The sequence below is a fragment of the Rhizobium sp. WSM4643 genome (assembly GCF_025152745.1).
Classification (GTDB): domain Bacteria; phylum Pseudomonadota; class Alphaproteobacteria; order Rhizobiales; family Rhizobiaceae; genus Rhizobium; species Rhizobium leguminosarum_I.
In genome coordinates this window covers 102,843-114,739 of sequence record NZ_CP104041.1, presented here as the reverse complement: position 1 = coordinate 114,739, position 11,897 = coordinate 102,843, and the positions used below count along the sequence as shown (strand labels likewise).

Sequence of the window (11,897 nt, the reverse complement as noted above, 5' to 3'; positions counted from 1 at the left end):
CCTGTTCGATTGAAGCCCGGCCTACGGCCGAACCTCCAGTTTGCCCGTCATCGCGGGATGAAAACGACAATAGAAATCGATCGCTCCCGCTTCGCCGATCGTCATCCGGCCTTCCGATTTCGGCGGCAGGTCGACATCGAAGCTCTTGTCGCGAGCGGTTGCCGAGTGTCGGAATATATCATCGTTTTTCCAGACGATCACATCGCCGACATGCAGCTCGGCAGGCGGCGAGCCGAATTTCATGCCCGCGATGGTGATCTGATACTCCGTCGCCGATGCAACCCCGTTGCCCGCCCAAAGCAGCACAGACAGCAGCGGGAGCGATTTCATGAGCGAGCCCATCCCTCCTGCCTATTTGATTATCGAAGCCAGATGCTCGGCATGCACCTGATGTTCCTTGAACAGGGTCAGGCCCGTTTCCAGCAGCGATTTGAGCTCTTTATTCTGCGCCGAAGGGATCAAGGTGTTGGCAAGCGCGTCGTTGACCGACTTGTGATAGGCAACTTCGTTTTCGACATAAGCCTTGTCGAATGCTGCACCGTTGAGTGTCTCCAGCGTCTTCAGCTCCTTATTCGCCTTTGTCGACAGGGATTGGCTGACCGGGTTGTCTTCGGGTGTCACTTTCAGCTTCTTGACGAGGGCGAGCGCCTGGTCGTTGACGGCCTTGTGGTCGCGCTCCATGGTTTTGGCGAAAGCGATGACTTCGGCATTCTTGCTTTTCTTCAACGCCTGCTCTGCTGCCGTGACATCGATCTGCCCTGCCGTATAGGCGATGTGGGCGATCTGAGGATCGGTCGGCTTGGCGTCGGCGGCGATCGAAGCCGTGCCGAGCGCTGCCGCCATCAGGGTGGCGCCGAGAATTCGTTTCAACATGATCTGTCTCCCTTGTGTCGTGACCGAATGCCTTCCGGCGGCAACGGTGATGCGCCTTCGGAAGCGAACGTTGGATGCAGGTTTGTCGAAAAGGTTCCCGGAAATTTCGGACACGGAAAGGGCGCTTGTCATCAATGTCGGTCGCCGACGCGTCAGCCTTTGCCGAGAAAGCGCTGAAGCACGATGGCGTGGTTATGATGCAGATCTTTCGCCCCGTAGAGAAGCGTCGCGTCAGCTTGCCGGATCTGGCGCTTGCTGGCTGAGCCGTGCATCACAGCGATCACCCGTGGCGTACCAGACGGTGCAACAGGGTTAGAGGCCGTTCTTCATCGCAGCGCGCAACGTATCGTTGATACGATCCTGCCAGCCGGCGCCATTTTCCTGGAAAAAAGCAAGCACATCACTGTCGATCTTGAGCGAAACAAGCTCCTTGACATTCGGCAGTGCTGGCCGCTCAACAGCTTGTTCCGCCTTCTTCTTCGCGGGTTTGAACAATGCTTCTGCAGCATCCATTGGATTGACAGGTCGGCGGGGCGGGTTTGCCATGGTAATGACTTTCTGTTGCCAGTCGGATCGACATATGAGCGGCATAAGGGATCTCGGCTGCTTCGTCGACTATTTAGCTTGTTTCATGCGATCGATTTAGCTGGCCTGCTCGGCCGCTCCATGTGGGGCCGCCGTGATCGCGGCCCTCAATCGCCCATGAAGCCAGTCATATCGAAGACAGCGGCGTTGTCTTGAACCTCGCGCAGCCCCTTGTAGGACGCATGGCGGAGATTGCCGTCATCGGTCCAGCCGCGAAACTCGATCTCGGCAATCAGCGTCGGCTGGACGAAGACGAGGCGCTTGCCCTTCAAGGGAACGACCGGCCGGCTCGTCTTCAGCCGGTCCAGCGTCTTTTTCAGGTGTTCAGCATCCCTGGCAGTGAAACCAGTCCCCACCGACCCCACGTAAACCCAGTCGAAGCCTTGTCTGCCGGCCACAAGCAGGCTGCCGATGCCGCCGCGGGCGGATGCTGACTGCTCATAACCGACGATCATGAAGCTCTCGCTCTGGACGCACTTGATCTTCAGCCAGTCGCCCGTGCGGCCACTGCGGTAGGGCCGGTCGCGATGTTTGGCAATGATGCCTTCCAGATGACGATGGCAGGCGTGCTCGAGGAGGTCTTCGGCCGGCAGGTCTACTTCTTCGGAGATGCGGATCGTCTGATCATCGCCGTCCGGTATCAGGTCTTCAAGCAGGTGCCGGCGTACGTCAAGCTCGGTGCCTGTCAGATCGTGTCCATCGAGATAGAGAAGGTCGAAGGCAACGAGGATTGACTCGGTCGACACCCGCTTGCCGCCCCGCCCGCCGAGCGAACGCTGCAGGGCGCCAAAATCCGATCGGCCATGATCATCGAGTACGACAGCCTCGCCGTCGAGAATGGCGGTCGTTGCCCCAAGCTCCTTTGCCGCCGTGGCGATGGCGGGGAAGCGATGTGTCCAATCATGTCCGCCGCGGGTGATGACCCGCACGCCCTTCGGCTCAATATGGATTGCCAATCGATAGCCATCCAACTTCACCTCATAGAGCCAATCCGGCCCCACGGGCACGGTCGGCTTCAGCAGTGCGAGGCAAGGCTCGATGCGCGACGGCATTGGATCGAAGGGCAGACTGGGCTGGTCGCGATCGCGCTTGCGGATCGGACGAGACTGCAGCATTGGGTGAGATTCGTCGAGCAAGGGCCGAATTGGGCGGCGCGGGCGCGTCATGATCAGGCCTAGCGCCTTCCGGGGCGGTTTTCCGCTTCGACCGACTTGCGCAGGGCATCCATGATGTTGATGACATTGCTTGGTGCCGGCTCTTGCTTTTCCTTGGACTTGGACGTTGTCCTGCTCGGCTTTTTCATCTGCTTCTTCTTCGCGTCGATGATGTCGAGGAGCTTGTCCTGAACCGGATCGGAAACCATCTTCGGGCTCCAGTGCTGCGTCTGCTTTTTAATCAACTGCTGGACAAGCGGCATCATTTCGCTGTCGGCAGGCTGGTCATCGACTTTCTCGAAATAGATCTCGGCATCGCGCACCTCATCCCCATAACGCAGCGTCCAAAGTACGATGCCCTTGCCGCGTGGCTCCAGCATGACGGCGCGTTCCCGCCTTGAGATTACAAGTCTTGATATGCCGACCATATTCTCGGCAGCCATGGCGTCGCGGATGACCGAAAATGCCTCCTGGCCGACCGGATCGTCCGGAGAAAGATAGTAGGGCGTATCGAGCCAGATCCAGTCGACGCCGTCGCGCGGTGCGAAAACTTCGATGTCGATTGTCTTGGTACTGTCGAGCGCGATACTTTCGAGTTCCTCGTCTTCCAGAATGACATACTCGTTCTCGCCACGCTGATAACCCTTCACCTCGTCTTCGTCCTTCACCTCCTTGCCGGTGACGGAATCGACATAATGACTGACGACGCGGTTCTGCGTCTCTCGGTTCAAGGTGTGGAAGCGGACCTTCTCATTTTCCGACGTCGCCGGCATCATCTGAACGGGGCAGGTGACGAGCGAGAGCTTGAGGTAGCCTTTCCAGTGGGGACGAAGCGCCATCGAATCCTCCAATCAGCTGGCGCGGCGGTGTTGAACGCCACCGGTGCCACGCGATTTCGTCGACGTCGCACGCGCTGCCTTCTGGCGCCCCTTTCCGCCATCGGCGTTAACCGCTGAGCGCTTGGTCTTGGCGGGCGCGGACATTCCAGCACTTTCACGCAGCGCCTGAAGCAGGTCGCTGGGCTTGGATGCCGGGGGCGTTTTCTTCTTCGGCAGCGTCCGGCCCTCAATCTTGGCCTTCACAAGCTCTGCCACCGCCGCCTCATAGCGGTCGTCGAACTGCTTGGGATCAAATTGGCCTTTTTTCGTGTTGATGATGTGTTTGGCGAGCTCCAGCATCTCACCTTCGATCTTGAGGTCCGGCATTTCCTCGAAAGCCTTTTGCGACGAACGGACCTCATAGTCATAGTTCAAGGTGGAACCGACCAGGCCGTTGCCGTGCGGCCGAATGAGAACGGCGCGCAGACGCCGGAACAACACCGTGCGAGCAATCGCAGCAACCCTGGCCTTTTTCATGCCGTCGCGCAGCAGCTTGTAGGCGTCGCCGCCCAACTTGTCGGGAGCAAGGTAATAGGGCTTGTCGAAATAGACATCGTCGACTTCATCGCAGGGAATGAACGCCTCGACCGTAAGTGTCTTATCGCTGTTCGGAATCGCGGACGCGACTTCGTCGGGTTCAAGCACGACATATCGCCCGTCCTCGATCTCGAAACCCTTGACCTGATCCTCGCGCTCGACGGGATCGCCGGTTTCACTGTCGACGAACTCGCGCCGAACCCGATTGCCGGTTTTTCGGTTCAGAGTGTTGAAGGCGATCCGTTCGGAGGAGGATGCCGCAGTGTAGAGCGCGACAGGAAACGCGACTTCTCCAAACTTGATGTAGCCTTTCCAATTCGCCCGCGGGGCAACCATCTGCGCGACTCCCTCACACAACCAACGCGATTCAACTGAATCACCTGGCAAATTGTTCCGAGTCGAAACGAATCTAAATTCAAGGACTTAACACGTGGAGATCTCCCGTATTCCGAGTCTGGAGATGTTTTTGATTCGATGACTCTTTTTGTCGTGACGTGCGTTTGAACGAGGCGGCAACCACCAGGATATGTCCGGTTTCACCGCCAGCATTGTTCAACGGGCGCTGTACTTCGCGTCGAGATCATCCATGGCCTTGACGTTACCGGCAGAACGGCCGTTCTCGTCGAAGGTCTGGGCAAGAAACGCATCAGCGATCGACTTTGCAAGCTCCGTTCCGATGACGCGGGCCCCCATGGTAATGATTTGCGCATTGTTGGAAAGTGCTGCACGCTCGGCCGAATAGGTGTCGTGCGTCAGGGCGGCGCGGATACCCGGAACCTTGTTGGCCGAAATGCAGACGCCGATGCCGGTGCCGCAAACGAGGATCGCCTTGTCGTAGGTGCCGTCGATGACGCCTGAGGCGACGCGATCCGAGAGGTTGGCGTAGAAAGGATCGGCACCGGCGCTGGTGCGCGAGACTTCGTAGACGTCGAAGCGGTCCTTCAGATGGTCGGCCAGAACCTTGGCGAGGCCTTCGCCGGCACTGTCTCCTGCAACGGCAAGCTTCATTGTCTTTCTCCTCAGAGTTTGGCGGCGCATCTTGCCAGGATGTCGAGGTAACCTTCGACGTTCCAGGCCGAACGGCCGATGAAGAGCCCGTCGATATGCGGGCTCGAGATCAGTTCTTCGCAGTTCTGCGGGTTGACCGACCCGCCATAAAGGCAGGGAATCTTCCGGCCCAGCACAGCTTCGGCAACGGCGATGATTTCAGACTGGCGGGCATCCGCATAATCTGCGGTCGCCGGGATGCCCTTGTCGCCGATTGCCCAGACAGGCTCGTAGGCCAGCAGGATTTCGGCATCTTTTTGCGCACCCGAAAGTTTCGAAAGCGCGCCGCGCACCTGGGTGGCGAGGATGTCGGCGGCCTTTCCGCTTTCGCGGTCGGAAAGCGTCTCGCCAATGCAGATCAGCGGAATGAGACCGTGGCGAACCGCTGCTTCGGTCTTCAGCCCCACTGTCTCGTCGGTCTCTCCAAAATGTTCGCGCCGCTCGGAATGGCCGAGTTCGACGAGATCGAGATTGCAGTCCTTCAGCATTACGGGCGAGACTTCGCCGGTCCAGGCGCCCTGGTCGGCCCAATGCATGGTCTGCGCGCCGACCTTCACCGAGGTCTTGGCAAGCATCGCCTTGATCTCGCGCACGGCCGTGAAAGACGGAATGACGAAGCGCTGGATACGCGGATCGCGTGCGGCATCGGCAGCTTTGAGACCGCGGGCGAAATGCTCGGCTTCAGCAAGCGTCTTGTTCATCTTCCAGCTGGTGCCAATCCAGAAGCGCGGCTTTTCGGTCATGTCGGATCCTGCGTTGATGCGATGGTGAGCGTAATGCCCGCCTGCTCGAATTCCTCCAGGACAGCAGCATCGGGTGCGCTGTCGGTGATAACGGCGTCGAAGTCAGCCAGATCCGCCATGACATGCAGGGCGGTGTGGCCGATGCGCTGGTGATTGACGAGAAGGCAGGTCCTGGTCGACGACGCGATCATAGCCCGCTTGGCGCGCACGACATTATCGTCCATGTGATAGGCGCGCCCGCCGCTGACGGCCGGCGTCGAAATGAAGGCGATGTCGGCCCTCAGCCGCGACAGTGCCTCCTCGGTGACGACGCCGAGATAGGCGTTGAATTTCGCCGAATAGATACCACCAAGCGCGATCAGCGTGATGCCGGTTTCGTCTTTCAGCCGCTCCATGATCGCCGCATTGTTGGTGATCAACGTCAGCGGCCGCTTCTGCAGCAGCATTTCCCCGAGCACGGCCGCCATCGAGCCGTCGTTCACCATCACCGTCATCCCCGGCTCGACCAGTTCCAGCGCGGTCTCAGCCATAGCCAGCTTGGCCTCGCTGCCCTGGCGCTCGCGAATACGGAAGTCGCTTTCGAACTGCGTCCCTGCGTCAATAGTCGCGCCGCCGCGAACCTTGCGCAGGACACCCGCCTGCTCGAGATCATCGAGATCGCGATGGATCGTCATCTTTGACACGGTGAAGCGATCGGCAAGGTCGTCGAGATCGACGGTCTTGTTTTCGACGAGCAGGTTGACGATCAACTGCTGACGCTCTTCTCGCCTCATCCCGCTCTCCACCTTGTTGATGTTAAGATAACGGAGCATGCGTGATAATCAACATTTATTGTGTTATTTTGCGATCAAATGTTGTTTCCTTCCCTACTTCAGCAGCGCCTGCGCGGTTCGCTCGTCGGTGATCAGCCCGAAAAGGCGGCGGCTATTCAGAATTGCCCGGATGGCCGGCACTTTCGACTGTCCGCCCGCCAGCGCCACGAGCCGCTCTTTCTTGGTCTTGGGGAAAGACGCGGAGAGCGTGCGCGCCGTCAGCGCGGTGTCGAGGATATGGCCGTCGGCGTCGAAAAAATGTCCGAGGATTTCGCCGACGCCGCCTGCGGCAGCGATGTCGTCGATTTCACCGGGTTCGACCATGCCGGACAAAACCAGCTGCGCCTCGGCATCGACAGTTCCCAGGCCGACGAGCTTCAGATCGGCATTGTTGGCAAGATCGAAGACCTCTTTGACGGCCCGCTGCGCCTTCAGCACTTCGCGGTCCTCGCCGGTATTGGCGAAAAAGGGAACCGGCATGACATAGGCATGGGCGCCGGTCTTTTCGGCGATGCGATGCATCACGTCATAGGGATTGGCGCCGTAGTTTCGCGTCAGCCCGCCAAGCAAAGAGACAAAGCGCAGGTTCTTCGCGCTCACCCTCGGCATATATTGCACGGCGGCGGAAAGCGTGCGGCCATGGCCAAGGCCGATGACCGTATTGTCGCCGCGCTCGATCTCGCGCTTGAGATAGCCGGCGCCGGCATGGCCGAGTGCGCGCAGCGGCAAGCCTTCCTCGCCGAGATCGGGTGCGACCTCGCAATATTGAAGCCCGAACCGTTCCGAAAGCCGCATCTCCAGCTCGACGCATTCGACGATATCCCCGTCGATCGTGACTTTGACGACGCCATCGGCGACCGCTCTGGCGATCAGGCGATGGGCCTTTACCGACGGCACGCCGAGGCGGCGCGCAACGTCGGACTGCGTCAGGCCACCGGCATAGTGAAGCCAGGCGGCACGCACGGCAAGCGTATCATCGGCATCCGTCATTACGGCTCCCTTTCGAATGGCGTGCGGCGATTCCGCCGTATCGCAGTGCTGCCTTTTAAAGATCCCCGCCTCAGATGTTCAAGTCGGCGACGCCGGTGTCGATATGCGGCGCCCAGAAGGCGATGCTTTCGGCGATCTGCGGGATGACCTGACGATCGTTCGGCTCGCGTTCCTTGAAGGAGAGTTCCAGGCAGATTTCATTGTCCTTCGCCCCACCTTCGGCCAGGGCCTGGAGCAGAGGTGCCGGCTGTATGCGGCCCTTGGCATTGAATTCGGCGGTAAAGGGCCGGTGCCCGCCCTTGTCCATCAAGCTCTGTTTGATGTGGATGATCGGCGATACCGGCGGGACGGCGCGTGCCCAGGCATAGGGGTCGTAGTCATCGGGATCGGCGGAGGTGATGTCGCCATGATCGATATCGGCCATCATCCACATCGGGATGGCCGTTGCGGCGGATGTCAGCCGCTCCTGCAGCGACAGGCAGGTGCCGATCGTCTCGCCGAACTCGCGGCCGATGCTCATCGGTTCCCAGAACATGTAGGAGAGGCCTGCGGCCCGCGCGTGCTCGGCGACGTCAGCCCAACAATCGATCGCGATCTTGATCAACTCCTCGCGTCTAGCCGGATCGTCGAAGTCCTTATAGGTGAAGATCGCAAATTGCGTTCCGACCGAGTGGCCGCCGAGATCGGCGGTGATGTCGGCAAAGGTCTTGAACCAGTCGACGTAGTAGCGGCGGACATCGGCATCCGGATGTCCGAAATGGTTGAGGCGCCCATATGGGCCAGTCATACCCGAGGTGACCCGCACGCCGGTGCGCTTCAGCGCAGCGCTCATCATGCGCGTCAGGCGGCGGATGACCGGTGCCTGCCAGCTCGGATTGATGAACTCGTGGGTCAGTTGGAGGTCGCGGATCCGCAAATCACGCGCAACCGTATCGATCAGATCGTCTGGGTCGGCGAAGCGGTTCACCAGCGGATTGGTGTTGAGCGAAAGGGTCAGCGACATGGCGGCATCCTTCAGGCGGCGGCAAGGCGGGTTGAAGCAAACCACTCGCCAAAGGCCGCGCGCTCCGCTTCGTTCAGATGGAGGTAGTGTTTGGTGCGGCGATAGAGGATGTCCTCGGCCGTTTCGGCCCATTCCGTGAGAACGAGATAGCGGGCCTCGGCCTCATAAAGCTGTCCGCCGAAATGCCGCCCGAGCCCTTCTATGCCCGTCGCGCCGGCAACCACATTCCCAGCCCGGGCGCCATAGAGACGGCCGTAGTGATGCACAAGCTTGCGCGGCATCCAGGGATAGATATCGCGCAGGCTGTTGGCGAAGCTCTCGTAGTCGGCATTCGGAATTTCACCGCCCGGCAGCGGCGCTTTCTCCGTCCAGTCGCCTCCCATATTCGGGAATATATGCTTCAGGCGCTGCATGCCGCGTTCGGCGAGCTCGCGGAACGTGGTGATCTTGCCGCCGAAGACGTTGAGCAGCGGAGCGCCGCCGGTCTCGTCGAGATCGAAGACATAGTCGCGGGTAACGGCCGACGGATTCCCTTTGCCATCGTCAAACAGCGGGCGCACGCCGGAGAAGCTGTGCAGCACGTCGTTGCGACGCAGCTTTTCCTTGAAATAGCGATTGACCGCCTGGAGCAGATACTCGATTTCCGTCTCGTCGGCGGTAACATCCTCGGCCCGGCCTTCGTACGCGATATCGGTCGTCCCGATCAACGCCTTGTCGCCCTCGTAGGGATTGATGAAAATGACGCGCTTGTCATGGTTCTGCACCAGATAGGCATTGGCGCCCGCCCAGAACTTCGGCACGATGATGTGGCTGCCCTTGACGAGGCGGACGTTGCGGCCGGAGTTCGATCCGGCGACGCGATTGATGATGTCCATTACCCAGGGGCCGGCGCAGTTCACGAGACATTTGGCACGGAAGGTTCGCGTCTCTCCCGTGGTGTTGCTTTTCGTGACCACGGTCCAACCGCCATTCTCGCGACGGGCCGACACGGCGGGCGAGCGGGTCAACACCAAAGCGCCGTTTTCCGCTGCGCTCAGCGCATTCAAGGTCACGAGGCGGGCGTCGTCGACCCAGCAATCGGAATATTCAAAGCCGCGTGTGTATTGATCGAGGATCGGCGTGCCTTCCGGGTCGCGGAGCAGGTTGAGCGTGCGGGTCCCAGGCAGCTTCTTGCGGCCGCCGAGATGATCATAGAGGAAGAGGCCGAGCCGCACGAGCCATGCTGGGCGATCCTCAGGGCTGTGCGGCAGGACGAAGCGCATCGGCCAGATGATATGCGGCGCGGCGTTGAGCAGCACTTCACGCTCGATCAGCGCCTCACGCACCAGGCGGAACTCGTAATATTCGAGGTAACGCAAACCGCCATGCACCAGCTTGCCCGAACGCGACGAGGTTCCCTGTGCCAGATCGTCCTTTTCGCACAGCACGACCTTCAGGCCGCGGCCGGCAGCATCGCGTGCTATCCCCGCGCCGTTGATGCCTCCGCCGATGACGAAGAGATCCAGGGGTTCGGGTTCGGTCATGTCATGCTCCTTCGATGCCTGCTGCATCAGAATTACGCGCCTACCGGCGATGTCGTTGCGGCTTCGGCGAGCTTGTCCCAGGCAGGCGCCATTGCCTGGCGCACATCGGTGTAGACAGAAAAGAGCCTGTCGAACCGGTGAGCCTCGCTGGTGTCTGGTGTCTCCAAATCGCCGAGCAGCGGCGTCACCCAGTCGGCGATGCAATCGTCCATGCTGGAATAGACGCCGACGGCCACCGCGGCCATCATCGCCACGCCGGCCGCCCCCGTCTCCTCGCGGCGCGACTGGCGGATCGGTGCGTTGACGGCGGCCGAGAGTGAACGGCGGAGCGCGACGGAGCGTGTGGCGCCGCCCGTGAGCCGCAGCTCTTCGGGCATCGCGCCCATCGCCGCGTAGCAGTCGCGCGTCGCAAGCCCCAACCCTTCGACCACGCTGCGCAGCAGGTCGGGGAAACCGTGACGCATCGAAAGCCCGGTGAAGCCCGCGCGCGCATTCGCGTTGACGAAAGGCCCACGTTCGCCCGCTTCGGAAATGTAGGGATGGTAGAGCACCGCTCCCGGTCGGCTTTCTGCAAACCAGCCGTCGATACGTGCAATGAGGTCTGCATGCGAAGCAGGCTTGCCTGCCTCGGCCATCAGATAGGCGGCAACGCCGAGGATCCAGTCTATGTTGATCGTGGCGCCCATATTCGTCTGGACCTGGGTGACGATGCCGGGGATGGGCAGGGCGATCACATAGCCGGTGCCCTCACGATTGAGCTGAACGTCGGCAACGGACTTGGCGCGCAAGTGCACGCCGGTGGAGCCGATCGTCGAGCAGGCGGCGTTGCGAGCGCCGCTGCGCACGCCTGCGCCAAGCGCCGTCATCACCATGTCGACATAACCGAGGCAGACCGGCGTTCCGGCAAGAAGCCCGCAGGCCTCCGCCGCCTCTGATGTCAGCTTGTGGCTGATCTCGCTGCCGTCGATGATTTCGGGCAGGAGCCCGCGTCTATGGTCAAGACCGAGCGCGTCGATCACGACGGCATCATACTGGCGCGTTCTGAAATTGCCGAAGGTGAAACTTGCCTCCGATGGATCGGTTGCCCGCACGCCTGTAAGGTTGAGATAGAGCCAGTCCTTGCAGTGCAGCGCCGCCTCTGCCCGATCGAGAAGATCCGGCGTGAAGCGGTCCATATGGGCAAGTTGCGCGCCCTGCTGGCAAGTGTTGAGACCGGTGCCCGTCGCCTCGAAGCGGGCACGGTTCTGCGTTCCGCCGGTAAGCGACGTGACTGTCGGCGCGGCACGCGCGTCGAGCCACAGCCAGGCATCGGCAACCGGCCTATTGCCGCGGCCGACGAGCCAGGTGCCGTCGCCCTGTCCGGTGACGGCGATGGCCGCGGTGCGTGACGCAAGATCAGGGACTTTTTCGCTAAGGCCACGCAACGCGCTGGCGCAATCGAGCCAGGTCTGATCCAGCGACTGCGTTGCCGAGCCATCGTCTCCGGTGGCGTATCGGTTGCGAACGGAGGCCGTGGCGATCTGGCGGCCGGACAGATCGAAGGCGACGGCCTTGATGACCGAGGTGCCGGCATCTATGCCAATGATGATCTTCTGGGTCGATGTCATCGCAGGCCTATCTCGCCACCACCGCAAGCGCCGCGGCGGGCAATACGCGCATCAAATTCATCTGAAGTCCTCCCGATCCCTAAACTCATCTGGGATGATGCATCCGGCTGCCAACTTCGGTGCCCTTCCACGGGCAACGGCAAGC

The 11,897-nt window shown here is 60.8% G+C and carries 13 protein-coding genes and 1 pseudogene; all 14 read right to left on the bottom strand.

Annotated elements, in window-relative coordinates:
• Positions 1-21: 21 nt before the first annotated feature.
• A complete protein-coding gene (locus tag N1937_RS24435; protein ID WP_017967809.1) occupies positions 22-342 on the bottom strand; it encodes a cupredoxin domain-containing protein in 321 nt (106 codons plus the stop codon).
• Between the two features lie 9 nt (positions 343-351).
• Complete coding sequence (locus N1937_RS24430) at positions 352-873, bottom strand: DUF4142 domain-containing protein (RefSeq protein WP_170255491.1); 522 nt, start codon at positions 871-873, stop codon at positions 352-354.
• A gap of 152 nt (positions 874-1,025) precedes the next feature.
• Positions 1,026-1,121, bottom strand: a pseudogene (locus N1937_RS24425) (DUF488 domain-containing protein); the annotation flags it as partial.
• 64 nt (positions 1,122-1,185) lie between these two features.
• Positions 1,186-1,419: a BrnA antitoxin family protein gene (locus tag N1937_RS24420; RefSeq protein ID WP_017967811.1), complete on the bottom strand. Its 234-nt coding sequence runs from the start codon at positions 1,417-1,419 to the stop codon at positions 1,186-1,188.
• A gap of 146 nt (positions 1,420-1,565) precedes the next feature.
• Positions 1,566-2,624 (bottom strand): non-homologous end-joining DNA ligase, encoded by a 1,059-nt coding sequence (gene ligD / locus N1937_RS24415; RefSeq protein ID WP_170255490.1) that lies wholly within the window; start codon positions 2,622-2,624, stop codon positions 1,566-1,568.
• A gap of 8 nt (positions 2,625-2,632) precedes the next feature.
• Complete coding sequence (gene ku / locus N1937_RS24410) at positions 2,633-3,451, bottom strand: non-homologous end joining protein Ku (protein ID WP_170255489.1); 819 nt, start codon at positions 3,449-3,451, stop codon at positions 2,633-2,635.
• Between the two features lie 12 nt (positions 3,452-3,463).
• Positions 3,464-4,363, bottom strand: coding sequence for a non-homologous end joining protein Ku (gene ku / locus N1937_RS24405; protein ID WP_170255488.1), 900 nt, complete (start codon positions 4,361-4,363; stop codon positions 3,464-3,466).
• A gap of 216 nt (positions 4,364-4,579) precedes the next feature.
• Positions 4,580-5,035: a D-erythrulose-4-phosphate isomerase gene (gene derI / locus N1937_RS24400; protein WP_170255487.1), complete on the bottom strand. Its 456-nt coding sequence runs from the start codon at positions 5,033-5,035 to the stop codon at positions 4,580-4,582.
• An 11-nt stretch (positions 5,036-5,046) separates the two neighbouring features.
• Positions 5,047-5,817: a triose-phosphate isomerase gene (locus N1937_RS24395; RefSeq protein WP_170255486.1), complete on the bottom strand. Its 771-nt coding sequence runs from the start codon at positions 5,815-5,817 to the stop codon at positions 5,047-5,049.
• Positions 5,814-6,590: a DeoR/GlpR family DNA-binding transcription regulator gene (locus N1937_RS24390; protein ID WP_260059562.1), complete on the bottom strand. Its 777-nt coding sequence runs from the start codon at positions 6,588-6,590 to the stop codon at positions 5,814-5,816. Before N1937_RS24390 ends, N1937_RS24395 begins: the two co-directional genes overlap by 4 nt.
• A gap of 93 nt (positions 6,591-6,683) precedes the next feature.
• On the bottom strand, positions 6,684-7,619 hold the full coding sequence (locus N1937_RS24385; protein WP_027686361.1) for a sugar-binding transcriptional regulator: 936 nt from the start codon (positions 7,617-7,619) through the stop codon (positions 6,684-6,686).
• A gap of 70 nt (positions 7,620-7,689) precedes the next feature.
• A complete protein-coding gene (locus N1937_RS24380; RefSeq protein WP_260059555.1) occupies positions 7,690-8,622 on the bottom strand; it encodes a sugar phosphate isomerase/epimerase family protein in 933 nt (310 codons plus the stop codon).
• A gap of 11 nt (positions 8,623-8,633) precedes the next feature.
• Positions 8,634-10,145: a glycerol-3-phosphate dehydrogenase gene (locus N1937_RS24375; RefSeq protein ID WP_260059554.1), complete on the bottom strand. Its 1,512-nt coding sequence runs from the start codon at positions 10,143-10,145 to the stop codon at positions 8,634-8,636.
• A gap of 32 nt (positions 10,146-10,177) precedes the next feature.
• A complete protein-coding gene (locus N1937_RS24370) occupies positions 10,178-11,752 on the bottom strand; it encodes an FGGY-family carbohydrate kinase (RefSeq protein WP_260059552.1) in 1,575 nt (524 codons plus the stop codon).
• Positions 11,753-11,897 lie beyond the last annotated feature (145 nt).